The organism is Rhodococcus sp. DMU2021, assembly GCF_019641445.1.
Classification (GTDB): Bacteria; Actinomycetota; Actinomycetes; order Mycobacteriales; family Mycobacteriaceae; genus Rhodococcus; species Rhodococcus pyridinivorans.
This window is the reverse complement of record NZ_JAIFKB010000007.1, coordinates 171806-188845: the sequence shown is the minus strand read 5'-3', so window position 1 is coordinate 188845 and position 17040 is coordinate 171806. Positions and strand designations below refer to the sequence as shown.

The following is a 17040-nucleotide window of genomic DNA, read 5'->3' as shown; positions in this document are numbered from 1 at the left end:
ATTTCGACGACGGCGGGCGCGGTGGATCGTCGCCGATCCCACCGCGCCCGCCTGCCGATTTCCCGTGTGAAGGGACTCCTCTAGGAAGCCAGGAAGTCCACCAGGATCTTGTTGACCGCCTCGGGCCGCTCGAGATAGCCGTAGTGCCCCGCGTCCGGGATCTCCTCGTAGCGCGCACCCGGAATGGCGTCCGCCACCTCGCGCGACAGATAGGCCGGGATCATCCGGTCGTCGGCGAATCCGACGGCCAGGCACGGCACGGTGATGCCGCGGTAGGCCGCGCGCCGATCGAACTCCCGGTCCATGCCGAGCTGCGCGCGCACGCCCGCCGACACCTTTCCGCCGCTGAACTCGAAGACGTCCAGCCAGTCGCGGGCGGTGTGCTCGTCGGCCAGCGAGGCCGGCGACAGATTCATCACGGCCGTGACGGCGGCCTGGTACTTCGGCGGCAGTTCGACGCCGCTGTCGTAGAGCTGCCGCTCGCCCTCGGTGAGCGTCAGCTGGAACTGGTCCATGCGGGCGTGACCGGCCAGGAAAACGGCCTTGCGGACGAGTTCGGGACGGGCGAGCGTCAGCTCCTGCGCGACACGCGCACCCATCGACGTGCCGATCACGTAGGCGGGGCCGCCGAGCAGTTCGATCAGGCCGGCGGTGTCCTTCACCAGGTCGTCGATGGTCATGCCGCCGAGGCTCTCGCCCGACGGTGCGATGCCGCGGTTGTCGAAGGTGGCGACCCGGTAGCCGGCCTTGACGAGCGCGGGCACCTGGTGCAGATCCCACACGCGCCCCGGACTACCCGTTCCCATGATGAGGACGACGAGATCGCCCGTTCCCTTGACCTGGTAGTTCAGCGGGATGCCGTTCACGGTGGCAATGGGCATGAATACCTTCCTCGACGAAAGCGCGGTTGTGCGCCGCGGGTCGGCGCTGTGACGTCGTGCGCCGGAAACACACACGGTGTACCTACTGCACGACCGTCCTACGGTACCGCGACGTAGACGTGCAGGACCGTGCCAGGACCGCCCTCGGAAGGCGGGTGGCGGCGAGCTGTCCGATTCTCCTAGAGTCGAAGGACGATGCGTGCTCGCACAGAGCAGCGACCCCGGGAGGACATCATGGCCGCGGACCCGACCACCGCGAACGACATCGCCGACGAGGATCTCGAACCCGTCGCCGACGAAACCGCACGACAGGCGCAGCGAGTCGTCGCTGCCTACGCAGAGAACGCGGACGAGTGCCGCATGCTGCTGTCGATGCTCGGCATCGGTCCCAGCGACAAGCACTGACGAGCTCGACACCCATCCCGGTGCCGATGTCGGCACCCACACTGCCGGGCCGGCGACGGCACCGGCCCCGAAAGAGGACCACAACGTGACAGCAGGCGAAGCGGACGCAGCGGGGAACCACGACTCGCACGCCGGGTCGGACTTCGTGGTCGTCGCCAATCGCCTGCCGGTCGACCTCGAACGGCTTCGCGACGGCACCACCCGCTGGAAGCGCAGTCCGGGCGGGCTCGTCACCGCACTCGAGCCGATCCTGCGTTCGAACAACGGCGCCTGGGTCGGCTGGGCCGGCGTGGCCGATGCCGAGTCAGGCGTCATCGTCGAGGACGGGCTGACCCTGCACTCGGTGCGGTTGAGCACCGAGGACATCGCCGAATACTACGAGGGGTTCTCCAACGCCACGCTGTGGCCGCTCTACCACGACGTGATCGTGCGTCCGGAGTACCGGCGCGAATGGTGGAACTCCTACGTCGAGATCAACCGCCGCTTCGCCGAGGAGACCGCGAAGGCCGCCTCGGAGGGCGCGACCGTCTGGATCCAGGACTACCAGCTGCAGCTGGTGCCGAAGATGCTGCGGATGCTCCGTCCCGATCTGACGATCGGCTTCTTCCTGCACATCCCGTTCCCGCCGATCGAGCTGTTCATGCAGCTGCCGTGGCGCACCGAGATCGTGGAGGGTCTCCTCGGCGCCGACCTCATCGGCTTCCATCTTCCCGGGGGTGCCCAGAACTTCCTGTATCTCGCCCGACGTCTGGCAGGTGCCCAGACCTCACGCGGCAACATCGGCATCCGGTCCAAGCTCGGCGTGGTCCAGGTCGGCTTCCGCTCGGTGCGCGTCGGCGCTTTCCCCATCTCCATCGAATCGGGCCGGCTCGACCAGCAGTCGCGGAGCAAGGCCATCCGCGATCGAGCCAAGGCGTTGCGCAAGGAACTCGGCAACCCGAAGACGATTCTGCTCGGCGTCGATCGCCTCGACTACACCAAGGGCATCGACGTGCGGCTCGATGCGGTGCACGAACTTCTCGCCGAGGGTCGCATGGACCCGAAGGACACCGTGATGGTGCAGCTCGCGACCCCGAGCCGGGAGCGCGTCGATTCCTACGTCCACATGCGCGGCGAGATCGAGCGGACGGTCAGTCGCATCAACGGTGAGTACGCCGAGGTGGGGCGTCCGGTGGTGCACTACATCCACCGCCCGGTCCCCCGCGACGAGCTCATCGCGTTCTTCGTCGCGGCCGACGTCATGCTGGTAACCCCCTTGCGCGACGGCATGAACCTCGTCGCCAAGGAGTACATCGCGTGCCGCAGCGATCTCGGCGGCGCGTTGGTGCTCAGCGAGTTCACCGGTGCCGCAGCCGAACTGCGGCAGTCGTTCCAGTGCAATCCGCACGACCTCGAGGACGTCAAGGACAAGATCCAGGCCGCGATCGAGGTGCCGCGCGAGGACGGCCGCAAGAGGATGCGTGCGCTGCGCCGTCAGGTGCTCACGCACGATGTGGATCGCTGGGCCCGTTCGTTCCTCGACACCCTCGCCAACACCGGCGCCGCCGGACGCGCGCTGATCGCGCCGGGTGAGGCCGGCGAACCCGACCCCACCTGACGGCTCTCTTCTAGATCGGGGTCAACCGGCTGACGAGCCAACGCCCGTCCTGCTTTTCGAGTTCGACGCGCACCCGACTGCCGCTGCTCACCGCTTCGGGGTTCTCCGAACTCGTCGTGATCTGGTTGAGGAACAGCAGGGTCACAGCGTTGTCGGCGTCGGCGGAGACCACCGACGACGCCTGCACGCTCACCTGCACGCTGATCGCTTTCTCCTTGGCGCCCGGCGCGATGATGTTCTTCATCAGATTCGTGTACTCGTCGCGGAAGTCGCCGGTGAGACCCTCCGCGGCGGTGTCGGTCTGCGCGTCCACCTGGTCGTGGGTGTAGGCGAGCATCGCGACCGCCTGTTCCTCCGCAGCGACCCTTGCCTCCGTCCGTGCCGTCTCGGCGGCGGACTGCTGGACGGTGCCGTAGGCGAGCCATCCCACCAGGACCGCGAAAACCACTGCCACGAAAGACAATCCGATCGCGATGTGTGGCAGGTACGAGGCCTTCGGATCCGAAATCGCGTCCGGGACGGAGGTGTCGGCGGCCGAGGTCTCGGCGGCGGTGGATCCGTCCTTCTCTGCGGTCCCACCGGCCACAGTGTCGTCGGTCGTCTTGTCGAGCGTCACGCGATCGTCCTTCTCGTCGGTCACGGCACGAACTCCACCTTCGACGCCAGCAATCTGCCGTTCTCGTCGCAGATCGTCACCCGCAGACGGAAGTCGCGTGCTTCCGGTTCGGTCTGGTCGGCGTTGCTCACCATCGCGCGGGAGGCGACGAGCGACGACGCGCACGTGCCGTCCTCGTTCTGTATCCCCGCTTCGAGGACCTCACCGGTGGTGTCGACGCCGGCCTGTTGCACGACCTCCACGAAAGGCCCTTCGCGGCCCTCGAACTCGGCCTTGAAATCGCCCGTCGCGCCTTCGAGCAGACGTGCGACGTCGGCGTCGGCGGTATCGGCGTTGATGGTGGTCAGGTTGAGCACCGTCTGCCGCGCGGCCTGCAGGTACGCCTCCCGCTTCTCGTCGCGTTCGTTCGCGGACTGCCTGTCGACGATGAGCCAGGCACCGGCCGCGACGAGCGCGATGACCAGTACGGACGCGATGATCGCGACCGGCTTGGCCCATGCCGGCTTCGTCTTCTTGTCGATCTCGTCTGCCATCAGCCCTGCTGCGCCTTCATGTAACTCTCCAAGCTCCGATCTCCACCGAGATCGGCGTGCGTGTACACGGTGCCGTCGGGACCAATGTACGTCCCGGTCTGCGGATCGATCCGTCGCGCCGCGACCCCCGCGGGAGCCGTGTCGTCTCCCCCGCCGTAGGAAGCGGGTGTGGGTGCGACGTTCTCCGAGGCCACCGGTGTCGGCGGTCCGGTCCACGGATTGTCCGAATAGGTAGGGCTGTACCCGGTGCGGCACGTGTCGGGCGTCGGTGCGCGACGGCCCGGGTACTCCATGCACGGTACGTTCCGGGCGCCGCGGACCGCGTTCGGATAGTCCTGTGGCAGTTGACAGAAGATGTCGCCGGGTGTGTCGACCACGGAGGTATCGGCCGGACTGCGCCACTGCTCCGGCGGCACGAAGCCTGCCAGGCACGGCGGCGGATCGTTGACCTGCAGGTGGAAGTCCACCACGGCACCGTCCTCGGGCGGGCCGGCGCCGGCCGCGGTGATCAGGGCCGTCGTCATCGGCGGGTACAGCACCAGGATCTGCTCGATGCCGGCGTTGTAGACCACACCCACCTCTCCGACGCTCACCAGATTCGCAAGCAGCAACGGCAGGGTCGGCTTCAGTTCCTGCAACAGGGATTCGGTTTCGGCAGCGGCACCCGGTCCGACGTCGAGCAGTGCTCGCAGGTCGGGGTCGCTCTCGCGCAGGCGGTCGGTGAAGGTGACCATGTCGCGTGTCCACGACCGGATCGCATCGCTCGTGACCACCTGCGTGTCGAGCAGCGGACCGATCTGGTCGATCAACTGCCGTGTCTCGGCACTGTTCGCCGAGGCCTCCTGCACGAACAGGCGCGTCGAGTCGATCAGTTCCTGCAGTTCGGGTCCGGAGCCGTTGAACGCGTCGAACGCCTCGTCCACCACGGTCTGCAGCCGGGTGTCGCTGATCGAGGCGAGCAACACGTCGGCCTGGTCGAGCAGGGCACCGACCTCCTGCGGCACGCTCGTGCGGTCGATCGGGATCACGTCGCCGTCGGCCAGGCGTTCGCCGCCCGAACCGTCGGCTCGGGGAACGAGATCGACGTACTGTTCGCCGACAGCCGAGACGCTGCGCACCGCCGCGTCCACATCGGCGGGAATCTTCGCGTCGCTGTCGATGGACAGCAACGCCTCGACCCCTGTCGGCGACAGGGCGACGCTCCGCACGGTGCCGACGGTGTTTCCGCGATAGGTGACGTTCGAGTGCGGATACAGACCGCCGGTCGACTGCAGTTCGACGACGATCTCGTACCGTCCGATCCCGAACAGCGCCGGCAACTTCACGTACATCAGCGACATCACGACGAGTCCGACGACCGTGAGGATCGCGAAGATCGTGAGCTGGATGCGGACGAACCGCGTGAGCATCATGGTGCGGGCACCCCCAGGGGCAGGCCGGGAATGGTGATCTCACCGATGCCGGGGATCGTCAGTTTCCCTTCGGGACCGGGAGGCGGCGGCGGGGGTGGTTCGAGCGGTGCGCGGAACGGGTCCGTCGCCTGTGCGGCGAGTCCCGCGTCGCGGCCGAGGATACCTTCCGGGCCGGCGAGGCGTCCCGCGAGCGGCGTCCCGGACAGGAAGTTCAGGTCGAGGCGGTCGAGGGTGAGGTCGATCGTCATCGCGAGGTTCGCGTAGTCGCCGCGGATGATGTTGTTGATGCCCGCCTGCGGGAAGGGATAGGTGAGCAGCACACCGAGCACCTCGGTCAGGGCACTGCCCGAATCGGCCAGGGCCTTCAACGTCGGCGCGAGCCCTTCGAGATTCGCCTTCAGATCGTCGTTCGAGGTCTCGACGATCCGGCTCGCCACGGTGCTCAGTTCACCGAGCGAACTCATCGCGGCGGTGAGGTTCGAACGCTGATCCGAGAGCACCTCCAGCGCGGGTGGCAACTCCTCGAGGGCGCGGACGAGTGTCGCGTTCTGGTCGTCGACGGTCGCGGCCAGCCGGTCCATGCCCTCCAGCGCCGCGATGATGTCGCCGCGCTGCGTGTCGAGGGTGGACACCAGTTCGTCCAGGCGCGGGAGCAGATTCCGGATCGAGTCCTCCCGGCCGACGAGCGCCGCGTTCAGTTCGGTGGTGATGTCGTTGATCTGCGCGAGTCCACCACCGTTGAGCACCACCGACAGCGACGAGAGTGTCTGTTCGGTGGTCGGATACGCACCGGCGCGTTCGAGCGGGATGACGTCGCCGTCCTCGAGCCGGCCCTGCGGGGGTTCGCCGACGGGCGGGATCAGTTCGAGGTGTTGCGACCCGAGCAGACTCGTCTGCCCGATCCGGGCGAGCGAGTTGGCCGGAACGATCACGCCTTCGTCGAGCGAAACCGTCACGAGCGCGTGCCAGCCGTCGAGTTCGATCCCCGAGATCGACCCCACAGTGACGTCGTCGACCCGCACGGGCGAGTTCTGGGTCAGGGTCGTCACGTTGGGCATCTCGATCTGCACCTCGTAGGCACCCTCCCCGCGGCCGGCGCTGCCGGGCATGGGAATCGAGTTGAGTCCGTCCCACTCGCAGGCGGTGAGCGTCGTGCTCACCGCGACCGCGGTGGCCGCGACGCCCAGGCGGCGGAACATCGAGCGGCCGGTCATCGCACTCCTCCCGGCTGCAGCAGAGAACCCAGATCCTGCGGGACCTGCAGCGACGGCAGGCCACCGAGGATCCCGTCGACCGGCGACGCGGTCTCCGAGGACGACGGCTCGGGCGCGGTGCCACGACCTGCCGACGCCTCCTCGAGCCAGGTTTCGGTGTAGACGATGTCGTCGGGGAAGGCCTGCACACCGGCGAGCGGATTGACCAGCAGCGGAAGGTAGTTGGCGTTGATGGACGACAGCACCGGGCCGAGTTGCTGGCGGCACAGTTCCTCGCTGCGCTCGGAGGTCGCGTTCGCGGCGGCCGCGACCGACCCGCACATCCACTCGACGGGGTTGGCGAGGTTGTTGATCGCGAGCGCGCCCGTGAGCGACCCCTGCGCCGGCTTGTAGATGTTGTAGAAGTTCGCGAGGGAGGTCGGGCCGGAGTGCAGCACCCGCTCGATCTCGGGACGTTTGCGGACCAGCACCTCGGTCGCATCGGCCAGCCGCTCCACCGATTCGGTGAGCTCGGCCCGGTTGTCCTGCACGAACCGCTGTACGTCGCCGACGGCGATGTTCAACTCGGACAAGGAGACACCGAGCTGGTCGGAGCTCTGCGCGAGCACGTCCGAAACCGACGCGAGACGACCGCCGAACTGCACGATCTGTTCGTTGCTCGACGAGAGGACCGACACGAAGGTCTGCAGGTTGCGGATCGTCGAGAACAGATCGGTGCGTCCCTCCGAGAGCGTGCGCATCGTGTCCGACAGCTCCCGAAGGGCCTCGCGCACGGTCTGCCCGTTGCCCTCGAGATTCTCGGCCGCGGTGTCGATGAACCGGCCGAGAGATCCCTGCGGATCGAGTTCCTCGGGACCGAGCGCTTCGGACAATCGCATCAGTTCGGTCTTGATCTGGTCCCACTCCACGGGAGAGGCCGTGCGCTGCATCGGGATCGTCGCGCCGTCCTCGATGGTCGGGCCACCCGAGTACACAGGGGTGAGCTGGACGAAGCGCGCCGAGACGAGACTCTGCGCGATGACGACGGCACTCGCATCGGACGGGATCTCGACGCCGTCGTCGACCTTCATCGTCACCTGTACGAGGTCGTCGCGGGGTTCGATGTCGCTGATGCGCCCCACCGAGACGCCGAGCACCCGCACGTCGTCGCCCTCGTACAGGCCGCTGGTGGACGCGAATTCGGCGTGGATCGTGCGTTTGCCGAGGTCCGGCAGGACGAACACGGCGAGGGCGCCGAGCACGAGCACGACGACGGCGCCGATGATCACCGGCACCAGCAGGGGTGGGCGACGGCGGGCGGTCGTCGGGGCGGTATCGGTACTCATTCGCCGTCCCTCTTGATAGTCGGGGGCCCGTCCGGGATCACGTCCTGGAGATCCTCGGGGAGAAGATCGGGCGCGACCTGGCTGTCCACGAGGGCCTTCCACCACGGCGCCGGCAGGATGTTGGACACGTAGGCGTTGAAGAACGGTCCGCTGGCGACGGATTCCCCGAGTGCGCTGATGTACGGGCCCAGGCCGTCGAGCGCCCCGGCGATGTTCTCCTTGTTCGCCTGCAGGTTGGCCGTCACGAGGTTGAGCTTCTCGAGTGTCGGTGCCATCTGCGCCTGGTTGTCCTGCACGAGCCCGGTGAGCTGACGTGAGACGGAGGAGATGTTCGCGATCAGTTCGGTGATGGCGTCGCGGCGCAGGCTCAATTCGCCGAACAGGGCGTTCGCGTCGACGATGAGCGCGTTGACCTGGTCGCTGCGCTCGGCCAGGATGCCCGTCACGCTCTCGGCACGCTCGAGCAGTTGGTGCAACGACTCGTCGCGGGCGTTGATCGACTGCGACAGGCGGGTCATGCCCTCCAGGGCGCCCTGGATCTCGGGCGGGGTGTTCTCGAGGGTTTGCGACAGCGCGTCGAGCGAGTCGTTGATGCGATCGGTGTCGAGTTCGGAGACGGTCGTCGTGAGATCGCCGAGTGCGTCGGTCAGTGAGTACGGCGAATTGGTGTGCTCGATACCGATGATCGAGTTCGGGCGCATCACACCGTCGCCACCGGGGCGCAGCGCCAGCGATTTCCGGCCGAGCACGGTGTTGGTCTTGATGTCGGCTCCGGTGGTGTCGCCGAGCCCGATACCGTCCCGGATGCGGAAACTCACCAGCACGGCCTGACCGTCGAGGCGCACCTCGGTGACGTCGCCGACGTTCACGCCGGCGAGCATGACGTCGTCGCCGGGCACCAGACCGCCGGCGTCCTGGAATCGCGCCGAGTAGCTCAGGCCCCCGGAGAGGAAGTGCAGCTGGTCGTACTGCAGACCGGCGAGAACGATCGCGGCGGACACGGCCAGGCCGATGATGCCCGTCCGGATGTAGTTGGGGTCACGGGGTGCACTCATTCGACCTTCGCACACCTTCCCGTGTCGTGGTTCGCCGTGGTGTACCGGATGGTGGTGCCGTCCGGTCCGGAGAACTTGAAAGTATTGGCACAGAGGAAGAATTGGAAGAAGTTTCCGTATGCACCCACGCGGATGAGTTTCTTGTAGTCGGAGGGCAGGCGTTCGAGCGTGCGGTTGATGTCATCCTTGCCGAGGTCGAGCTGGGTCATGGTGCGGTTCGTCTCGGCGATGACCGTCTGCAAGTCGGGCCGGTTGTTCTGCAACAGCGCGGCGAGATCCGCGGTGCCGGAGGCGATCGGCGGGATCGACGCGCCGATGGGATCACGATCGGCGGACAGCCCGCCCACCAGGGTGTGCAGCTGTTCGATCGTGTTCTCGAACTCGCGGTCGTGATCGTCGATCGTGCCGAGGACGGCGTTGAGGTTGTCGATGACGTCGCCGATCAGCTGGTCGCGGTCGGCGAGTGAGTTGGTGAACGAGTTGGTGTTCCCCAGCAGCGACACGAGCGTGTCGCCCTGCCCCTGGAAGACCTGCAACAGAGCTCCGGAGAGGTCGTTGACCTGCTGCGCGTCGAGGCCCTGCAACAGCGGCTTGAACCCGCCGAGGAGCAGGTCGAGATCGAGGGCGGGTTCGGTCTGCTCGATCGGGATGTTGCCACCGGCGGGCAGGACGTCGACGCTGCCGGCACCTTCGAGCAGTTCGAGATACCGGTCGCCGACGAGGTTCTCGTATCGCACGGTGGCGCGGGTGCCGGTGAACAGCGTGTGTTTCGCGTCCACGTCGAACTCGATCTCGGCGGTGTTGTCGCGGCCGATGTCGACCTTCTTCACCGAACCGACCTGCACCCCGGCGATGCGGACCTTGTCGCCGGCACCGAGACCGGAGACGTCCGTGAAGGTGGCCCGGTAGTTCTCGGTGCCGGTGAACCGCGCCTGGCTGAACACGACGGCCAGCCCGGCGAAGATCAACGTCATCGTGACGGCGAAGATCAGGAACTTGACGGTGGTCGCTCTCATGGTCACCGCCCGCCCGCGAGATGGTCGCCGAACAGGTACTGGAAGATCGTCGGGTAGCGGATCCAGGCTTCCGTTGCGGGCTTGTAGGGCGTTTCGCCGGTGTTCGACACGACGAACGGCGCGTGACCGTCTCGGCGCGGGTCGAAGTTCGGCAGGCCCCAGCAGTTCGGTCCGCCGGTCGCGCCGACCACGGGCAGATCCTGGGCGTCGTTGTACGGCGTCGCGCCACCCATGAAGCTGGTGCTCAGCATCAGCGCGGCGTACTCCCCGGTGCCGGCCATCGGTTCGAACGCCACCCGGGCGTCGTTGAGACCGACTATGAAGCAGGTCAATTGCGGCGAGTACTCACCGAGCAGGCCGGTGGTGCGGCTCAGGCCGTCGAGTGCGGTGGTCAACTGTGTTTCGTTCTCCCCCAGGACGTCCCGTCCGGTGTTCGCGAGACCGGTGAGGTTCATCAGTAGCAGATCGAGTTGCTGTTGTTCGTCGACGACGGTGTTGCCGACGTCGGTGGCGTTGCCGATCGTGGTCATGAGGTCGGGGGCCGTGTCGGCGTAGACGTCGGTCACCTGCGCAGCCGAGACGAGGTCGGCCTGCAGTTGCGGCAGCGACGGATTCATCTCGGCGAGATACGCATCGGCCTCGGCCAGGGCGGCACCGAGGGCGTCGCCGCGTCCGTTGAGCGCTTCCGACAGCGCGCCGAGGGTGGCGTTGAGCTTCTCGGGCTGGATCTGGGCGAGCACGTCGGACAGGTGCTCGAAGACCGTGTTGAACTCGACGGTGACGTTGTCGGCCGCGATTACGGCGCCTTCCTGCATCGGCACCGAGGACGGATCGTCGGGGACGACGATGTCGACGAACTTGGCACCGAAGACGGTGGTGGATTCGATCGCCACCCGTGCGTTCGACGGGATGAGCTGCATCTGCCCGGGCTGCATGTCGAGATGCAGGACCGCACCGGCCGGTGTGTGCTCGATCGACGCCACGCGGCCCACCTCGACGCCGCGCATCGTCACCTTGGCGTCGGGTTCCATCACCAGACCCGACCGGGGCGAGGTGACGGTGAGCGGGACCGTCGAGGTGAACCCACCGGCGAACATCGTCAGTGCCACCGCGACGATCGCGGCGAGGCCGCCCACGAGACCGAAGGCGGCGAACTTCTTCTTCCACGAAGGAGTGTCCATGTCGCGCGCCCTATCCCGACAGGTTGAAGTTGCCGGTCGCGCCGTAGACGGCGAGCGAGATGAGCAGGGTGACGGTGACGACCGCGACGAGCGAGGCCCGCACCGCGTTGCCGACCGCGACACCCACACCGACGGGGCCGCCACCTGCGGTGAAACCGTAGTAGGTGTGGATGAGCATCACGGCGATCGCCATCACGATGGCCTGGACGAACGACCACAGGATGTCGGTGGGTATCAGGAAGGTCGTGAAGTAGTGGTCGTACACGCCCGCCGACTGGCCGTAGAGCACCACCGTCGCGAAGCGGCTCGCGACGAACGAGGCGATCACGGCGAGCGAGTACAGCGGGACGATCGCGATCATCCCGGCGAGCACGCGCGTGGACACCAGATACGGGATGGACGGGATCGCCATGGTCTCGAGCGCGTCGATCTCCTCGGAGACACGCATGGCGCCGAGCTGGGCGGTGGAGCCGGCGCCGATGGTGGCCGCCAGCCCGATGCCGGCGATCGTCGGGGCCGCGATACGCACGTTGATGAAGGCCGCGAAGAAGCCGGTGAGCGCTTCGACACCGATGTTGCCGAGTGAGCTGAAGCCCTGCACGGCGATGATGCCGCCGGTGAAGAGCGTCAGGAAGCCGACGATCACGACGGTGCCGCCGATGACGGCGAGTGCGCCGGTGCCCATGCTGATCTCGGCGACCAGACGCACCGTCTCCTTGGGGTAGTGCATCAGCGCCCGGGGGACCGTCGCGAGGGCGCGCCCGAAGAACAGCGCCTGCTCCCCCACCCGGTCCACGGTGGACGACGCACGTGTCATGCGCCGAACCGCACGGGGGAAGCGCCAGGACATCACTGCCATGAAATCTCCGCTCCCCTCATCCCGCGGTCAGCTTGATGCCGACGGCCGTGACGAGGAGGTTGACCACGAACAGCGCCATGAACGCGAACACGACCGTCTGGTTGACGGCGTCACCGACACTCTTCGCTCCACCTTTGACATTGAGACCGAGATAGGACGCGACCAGCCCCGCGATCATGCCGAACAGCCCCGCCTTGACCTGGGAGATCATCAGTTCTCCGAAGCCGGTGAGCAGGGTGATGCCGTTGATGAACGCGCCGGGGTTGACGTCCTGGAGGAAGACCGAGAAGGCGAACCCGCCGAGGATGCCGATCGTGCACACGAGACCGTTGAGCAGTAGGGCAACGACGGTGGACGCGAGCACCCGGGGCACGACGAGACGCTGGATCGGATCGATGCCGAGCACACGCATCGCGTCGATCTCCTCGCGGATGGTGCGCGCCGCGAGATCGGCGCAGATCGCGGTGGCGCCGGCACCGGCGACGATGAGCACCGTGACCATGGGACCCACCTGCGTCACCGCGCCGAGGGCCGCACCCGCTCCGCTGAGGTCGGCCGCGCCGATCTCCCGGAGCAGGATGTTGAGGGTGAAGCTCACCAGAACCGTGAACGGCACCGCGACGAGCACGGTGGGCACGAGCGAGACGCGTGCGACGAACCATGCCTGGTCGATGAACTCGCGCCGTTGGAAGGGGCGACGGAAGGCCGCCCGGGCGGTCTCGCCGGTCATGGCGAACAGTCCGCCGACGGCCCGTAAGGGAACCTCGAGGAGGTCTATCATCGTGTGCCCCCTTCGATCCTCACGTCGTCGGCGCGCGGCCGATCGATGGCGTGTGCTGTGACCCGGGTCATAGTAACTAGAACGTGTTCACCTGTCAAAGATTCGTCGAGGGGCATCTCGATCCATTTCCGTCCGAACGGACACACGGGCGTCGACCGACGCGTATCGACACGCTCATAAGTGGTTTTACGCTGGGGTTTCGGTGAGATTCTCGACGCCGGGCCCGAGCTCGATCACCTCGGCACGAGAGGCCGTCACGGCCCGATCGGGTCGTCGCAGTAGGGGAAAAAATTAGAACACGTACCAAGCCAAATTACGGGGCCCGGCGAGAGCCGGAGGAACGGCCCGAGTGGGCGTGACGCTACCGGAACCCCGGTGTCCGTCATCCGTAGTTGCAGGATCCCGGCCCGGGGACGAAGACACGACATCCCCTGCTGTCCCCGAACGGGAACAGCAGGGGATGCCGGAACTACAGATCGAGAGCCGCCGAGGCCGAGAACGTCCGGCCCGGATCACGATCGGCGAAGTAACCGCCGAGCTCGTCGGCGAGCGCTGCGGGGGTCCACTGCCCGTCGGCGTCGAAACGCTGCTCGACGACCGGCGCGGCCATCAGGGCCACCATGGGTCCGTAGACGATGAAGACCTGCCCGTTGACGCGCCCGGCCGCCGGGGAGGCGAGATAGGCGACCAGATTCGCGACGTGGTCGGGCGAGAGCGGATCGATGCCGTCGTCCGGCGCACCACCGAAGACCGCCTCGGTCATCGACGTCCGCGCTCGCGGGCAGATCACGTTGGCGCGGACACCGTACCGCTCGAGACCACGGGCGGCCGAGAGGGTGAGCGCGGTGATGCCGGCTTTGGCGGCACCGTAGTTGGGTTGCCCGGGCGGCCCGAGCAGACCGGCCTCCGAGGACGTGTTGACCAGACGCCCGTAGACGGGGCCACCCTCCTGCTTCGACCGGTCGCGCCAGTAGGCCGCAGCATTGCGGGACAACAGGAAGTGACCACGCAGGTGCACTGCGACCACCGAATCCCACTCGTCGTCGGACATGTTGGGCAGCATCCGATCCCGCGTGATGCCTGCATTGTTGACGACGATGTCGAGACCACCGAACTTGCCGTGCGCCGCGGCGAGCATCGCATCGGCCGTCTCACGCTCGGCGACGCTGCCGGGCACGAACTCCGCCTCGGCACCGAGATCGCGGATCCGCGCGAGGGTGTCCTCCACCGCGTCGTTCTCCACGAGATCGTTGACCACCACCGATGCTCCGGCCCGCGCGAGCGCGAGCGCCTCGGCACGTCCGAGTCCCGCTCCGGCTCCCGTGACGACGGCGACCCGCCCTTCGAGAGACACCCGATCGTCGTTCTCCGCGCCACCGTTGGCGTCCGCACTCATCCACGTACTCCTCGAGATTCGGGCCGATTGCCGGCCGCACGCCGGTACTCTCCCCACCAGGACCCGGGGGCACCGAGAATGTAGAACTTGTTATTTTTCCTGACAAGGGTCGGTGCCGGTCACCGTCCGACGCTCATGCCTCGGCGAGGGCCGCACGCGGGCACTGGGCGACGGCCTCGCGGACGACGTCCTCGCTACCCTCGGGTACGGGATGCGTGACGATCAGCTCGTCGTCGTCGTTGAGATCGAAGACGTCGGGCGCCAGCCCGACACACACGCCGTTCGCTTCACAGCGGTCGAAGTCGACCTTGACATCCATTCCGGGACCTCGCTTCACATTCGCGCCGACCGATCGAGTCCAGACTAGAACGCGTTCCAATTCTGTGCAATGATTCGCGATGATCCCACAGAGACGATTCGCGGGGACACGCAGCGACGAAACGGAGCGTTCGTGGACATCTCCTACACCCCCGGGCAACAAGCCCTCCGCGAGGAATTGCGGGCCTATTTCGCACAGATCATGACACCCGAGCGCCGCGAGGCGCTCGCGGCCACGACCGGGGAGTACGGCTCCGGCAACGTGTACCGCGAGGTCGTGCAGCAGATGGGCAAGGACGGCCGGCTCACCCTCGGGTGGCCCGAGGAGTACGGTGGCCAGAACCGTTCCGCGATGGACCAACTGATCTTCACCGACGAGGCGGCCATCGCCGGCGCGCCCGTCCCCTTCCTCACCATCGACTCGGTCGCGCCGACGATCATGCACTACGGCACGGACGAGCAGAAGGAGTTCTTCCTCCCTCGCATCTCCGCGGGCGAACTGCACTTCTCGATCGGCTATTCCGAACCCGGCGCCGGCACCGACCTCGCCTCCCTGCGCACCACCGCGGTGCGCGACGGCGACGAGTGGGTCATCAACGGGCAGAAGATGTGGACGAGCCTGATCGCCTACGCCGACTACGTCTGGCTCGCCGCGCGCACCAACCCGGATGTCAAGAAGCACAAGGGGATCAGCGTCTTCATCGTGCCGACCGACGCTCCCGGCTTCTCGTACACCCCCGTGCACACCATGGCCGGCCCCGACACGAGCGCCACCTACTACCAGGACGTGCGCGTCCCGGCGTCCGCACTCGTCGGCGAGGTCGACGGCGGCTGGGCACTCATCACCAACCAGCTCAACCACGAGCGGGTCGCGCTCACCTCCGCCGGCCCCGTGCGCACCGCACTGACCGAGGTCCGGCGCTGGGCGCAGGAGACGCATCTGCCCGACGGGCGACGGGTGATCGACCAGGAATGGGTCCAGATCAACCTGGCACGCGTCCACGCCGAGGCCGAATACCTGCAGCTGATGAACTGGGACATCGCCTCGAGCGCCGGCACGACCCCGCTCGGCCCGGAGGCCGCCTCCGCCAACAAGGTGTTCGGAACCGAATTCGCGACCGAGGCCTACCGGTTGCTCATGGAGGTCCTCGGACCCGCGGCGACGGTACGGCAGAACTCGGCCGGCGCGCTGCTCCGCGGACGGATCGAACGCATGCACCGCAGTTCCCTCATCCTCACCTTCGGTGGCGGCACCAACGAGGTCCAGCGCGACATCATCGCGATGACCGCTCTCGGCCAGCCGCCCGCCAAGCGTTAGAAAAGGACGCGCACCGTGGACTTCACCCTTACCGAGGCCCAGCAGGATCTCGCAGAACTGACCCGCAGCATCGTCGCGGACATCGTCACCAACGAGCACCTGCGCACACTCGACGCCTCCGAGGACCGCCTCGACCGCACCCTGTGGGACACGCTCGCATCGTCGGGCGTGCTCGGCGCCGCTCTTCCCGAGTCGCTGGGCGGAGACGGTTACGGCCCGCTCGAGCAGGCGAGCATCCTGCGCGAACTCGGCCGCGGCGTCGCCGCCGTCCCGTACATCGGCTCGATCGCCGCGTGCGCGTCGGCGATCGCGGAGTTCGGCGCCGCCGAGCAGCAGGCCGAGTGGGGACGCCCTGCGGCGACCGGCGAGCAGATCCTCTCCGCCGCGCTCGCCGAGGAACTGAACCCCGATCCCACGACCCCGGCGACCCGGGCGCAGGCCACCGGCGACGGTCACGTGCTCGACGGCGTGAAGATCGTCGTCGACTCGGCGCCGGTCGCCGACGGTTTCCTCGTCCCGGCCACCATCGGCGACTCGGTGTCGGTCTTCCTCGTGCGACCCGACGATCCGGGTGTCTCGATCACCCGTCAGCAGACCACTGACTTCGACAGTCGCGGCATCGTCACCCTCGAGCAGGTCGCGCTCCCGGCCGATCGTGTCCTCGGCACCGACGGCCTCGCCGTGGCGACGTGGTTGCGCGACCGCAGCCTGCTCGGCTCCGCCGCCTACCAATGCGGCGTCCTCGAGCAGGCGCTCGAGCTCACCGCGCAGTACGCGCGCGAACGCGTCCAGTTCGACCGCCCGATCGGCAGTTTCCAGGCCGTCTCCCAGCGACTCGCCGACGCCTATATCGACGTCAAGGCGGTGCGTCTGACGTTGTGGCAGGCCGCCTTCCGCATGGCTTCGGGTGAGCGTCACGACGACGCCCTGCGCACCGCGGCCTTCTGGGCTGCCGATGCGGGACATCGTGTCGCGCACACCACCGTGCACGTGCACGGCGGTGTCGGACTCGACGAGGACCATCCGGTGCACCGCTACTTCCTCGCGGCCAAGCACCACGAGTTCCTGCTCGGCTCCGCCACCGACCAGTTGCGCGCGCTCGGACGCGAACTCGCCGACGTCCCGGCCTGATC

17 protein-coding genes are annotated in these 17040 nt (G+C 67.4%); 4 read left to right on the top strand and 13 right to left on the bottom strand.

What is annotated here, in order from left to right; translation table 11 throughout:
- Positions 1 to 80: 80 nt before the first annotated feature.
- Entirely contained in the window at positions 81 to 881 is an 801-nt protein-coding gene (locus tag K3M35_RS13010; protein ID WP_016692418.1) for an alpha/beta fold hydrolase, read from the bottom strand.
- Positions 882 to 1076: 195 nt separating this feature from the next.
- On the opposite strand from K3M35_RS13010, the gene K3M35_RS13005 reads away from it, so the two are divergent.
- Together K3M35_RS13005 and K3M35_RS13000 are read left to right on the top strand one after the other, a co-directional pair.
- Positions 1077 to 1286, top strand: coding sequence for a hypothetical protein (locus tag K3M35_RS13005; RefSeq protein WP_016692417.1), 210 nt, complete (start codon positions 1077 to 1079; stop codon positions 1284 to 1286).
- Between the two features lie 85 nt (positions 1287 to 1371).
- Entirely contained in the window at positions 1372 to 2883 is a 1512-nt protein-coding gene (locus K3M35_RS13000) for a trehalose-6-phosphate synthase (protein ID WP_006551888.1), read from the top strand.
- Between the two features lie 10 nt (positions 2884 to 2893).
- On the opposite strand, the gene K3M35_RS12995 is transcribed toward K3M35_RS13000, so the two are convergent.
- The 12 genes from K3M35_RS12995 to K3M35_RS12940 all read right to left on the bottom strand — a co-directional run bounded on the left by K3M35_RS12995 (position 2894) and on the right by K3M35_RS12940 (position 14590).
- A complete protein-coding gene (locus K3M35_RS12995; RefSeq protein WP_217580183.1) occupies positions 2894 to 3523 on the bottom strand; it encodes a twin-arginine translocation pathway signal in 630 nt (209 codons plus the stop codon).
- The gene (locus K3M35_RS12990; protein WP_006551890.1) at positions 3520 to 4032 is read right to left on the bottom strand and encodes a hypothetical protein; all 513 of its coding nucleotides are present in this window, start codon (positions 4030 to 4032) and stop codon (positions 3520 to 3522) included. The genes K3M35_RS12995 and K3M35_RS12990 overlap by 4 nt, the downstream gene beginning before the upstream one ends.
- Positions 4032 to 5444 carry an MCE family protein gene (locus K3M35_RS12985; protein ID WP_217580184.1) on the bottom strand — a complete coding sequence of 471 codons (1413 nt, stop codon included), beginning with the start codon at positions 5442 to 5444 and terminating at the stop codon, positions 4032 to 4034. Before K3M35_RS12985 ends, K3M35_RS12990 begins: the two co-directional genes overlap by 1 nt.
- The gene (locus K3M35_RS12980) at positions 5441 to 6658 is read right to left on the bottom strand and encodes an MCE family protein (RefSeq protein WP_024102958.1); all 1218 of its coding nucleotides are present in this window, start codon (positions 6656 to 6658) and stop codon (positions 5441 to 5443) included. Before K3M35_RS12980 ends, K3M35_RS12985 begins: the two co-directional genes overlap by 4 nt.
- Entirely contained in the window at positions 6655 to 7983 is a 1329-nt protein-coding gene (locus K3M35_RS12975) for an MCE family protein (protein ID WP_019290088.1), read from the bottom strand. The genes K3M35_RS12980 and K3M35_RS12975 overlap by 4 nt, the downstream gene beginning before the upstream one ends.
- Complete coding sequence (locus K3M35_RS12970; protein ID WP_220666513.1) at positions 7980 to 9038, bottom strand: MCE family protein; 1059 nt, start codon at positions 9036 to 9038, stop codon at positions 7980 to 7982. The genes K3M35_RS12975 and K3M35_RS12970 overlap by 4 nt, the downstream gene beginning before the upstream one ends.
- A complete protein-coding gene (locus tag K3M35_RS12965) occupies positions 9035 to 10054 on the bottom strand; it encodes an MCE family protein (protein WP_024102956.1) in 1020 nt (339 codons plus the stop codon). The genes K3M35_RS12970 and K3M35_RS12965 overlap by 4 nt, the downstream gene beginning before the upstream one ends.
- Positions 10055 to 10056: 2 nt before the next feature.
- Entirely contained in the window at positions 10057 to 11235 is a 1179-nt protein-coding gene (locus tag K3M35_RS12960; protein WP_220666512.1) for an MCE family protein, read from the bottom strand.
- Positions 11236 to 11245: 10 nt separating this feature from the next.
- Positions 11246 to 12094, bottom strand: a complete 849-nt coding sequence (locus tag K3M35_RS12955) for an ABC transporter permease (RefSeq protein WP_024102955.1) — start codon at positions 12092 to 12094, stop codon at positions 11246 to 11248.
- A 16-nt stretch (positions 12095 to 12110) separates the two neighbouring features.
- Positions 12111 to 12875 (bottom strand): ABC transporter permease, encoded by a 765-nt coding sequence (locus K3M35_RS12950; RefSeq protein WP_064851530.1) that lies wholly within the window; start codon positions 12873 to 12875, stop codon positions 12111 to 12113.
- Between the two features lie 469 nt (positions 12876 to 13344).
- Positions 13345 to 14271: a 3-oxoacyl-ACP reductase gene (locus K3M35_RS12945; RefSeq protein ID WP_064851531.1), complete on the bottom strand. Its 927-nt coding sequence runs from the start codon at positions 14269 to 14271 to the stop codon at positions 13345 to 13347.
- Positions 14272 to 14404: 133 nt separating this feature from the next.
- Complete coding sequence (locus K3M35_RS12940; RefSeq protein ID WP_006551900.1) at positions 14405 to 14590, bottom strand: ferredoxin; 186 nt, start codon at positions 14588 to 14590, stop codon at positions 14405 to 14407.
- A gap of 132 nt (positions 14591 to 14722) precedes the next feature.
- Here K3M35_RS12940 and K3M35_RS12935 point away from each other — a divergent pair, with 132 nt between their 5' ends.
- Positions 14723 to 15907 carry an acyl-CoA dehydrogenase family protein gene (locus K3M35_RS12935; RefSeq protein ID WP_220666511.1) on the top strand — a complete coding sequence of 395 codons (1185 nt, stop codon included), beginning with the start codon at positions 14723 to 14725 and terminating at the stop codon, positions 15905 to 15907.
- Positions 15908 to 15922: 15 nt separating this feature from the next.
- The gene (locus K3M35_RS12930; protein ID WP_006551902.1) at positions 15923 to 17038 is read left to right on the top strand and encodes an acyl-CoA dehydrogenase family protein; all 1116 of its coding nucleotides are present in this window, start codon (positions 15923 to 15925) and stop codon (positions 17036 to 17038) included.
- Positions 17039 to 17040: the final 2 nt, after the last annotated feature.

Coding starts and splice junctions, on each gene's coding strand:
- K3M35_RS13005 (WP_016692417.1), top strand. CDS start 1,077: ATGCGTGCTCGCACAGAGCAGCGACCCCGGGAGGACATCATGGCCGCG.
- K3M35_RS12955 (WP_024102955.1), bottom strand. CDS start 12,094: ATGGCAGTGATGTCCTGGCGCTTCCCCCGTGCGGTTCGGCGCATGACA.
- K3M35_RS13010 (WP_016692418.1), bottom strand. CDS start 881: ATGCCCATTGCCACCGTGAACGGCATCCCGCTGAACTACCAGGTCAAG.
- K3M35_RS12950 (WP_064851530.1), bottom strand. CDS start 12,875: ATGATAGACCTCCTCGAGGTTCCCTTACGGGCCGTCGGCGGACTGTTC.
- K3M35_RS12985 (WP_217580184.1), bottom strand. CDS start 5,444: ATGATGCTCACGCGGTTCGTCCGCATCCAGCTCACGATCTTCGCGATC.
- K3M35_RS12960 (WP_220666512.1), bottom strand. CDS start 11,235: ATGGACACTCCTTCGTGGAAGAAGAAGTTCGCCGCCTTCGGTCTCGTG.
- K3M35_RS12940 (WP_006551900.1), bottom strand. CDS start 14,590: ATGGATGTCAAGGTCGACTTCGACCGCTGTGAAGCGAACGGCGTGTGT.
- K3M35_RS12990 (WP_006551890.1), bottom strand. CDS start 4,032: ATGGCAGACGAGATCGACAAGAAGACGAAGCCGGCATGGGCCAAGCCG.
- K3M35_RS12970 (WP_220666513.1), bottom strand. CDS start 9,038: ATGAGTGCACCCCGTGACCCCAACTACATCCGGACGGGCATCATCGGC.
- K3M35_RS12975 (WP_019290088.1), bottom strand. CDS start 7,983: ATGAGTACCGATACCGCCCCGACGACCGCCCGCCGTCGCCCACCCCTG.
- K3M35_RS12980 (WP_024102958.1), bottom strand. CDS start 6,658: ATGACCGGCCGCTCGATGTTCCGCCGCCTGGGCGTCGCGGCCACCGCG.
- K3M35_RS12945 (WP_064851531.1), bottom strand. CDS start 14,271: ATGAGTGCGGACGCCAACGGTGGCGCGGAGAACGACGATCGGGTGTCT.
- K3M35_RS12965 (WP_024102956.1), bottom strand. CDS start 10,054: ATGAGAGCGACCACCGTCAAGTTCCTGATCTTCGCCGTCACGATGACG.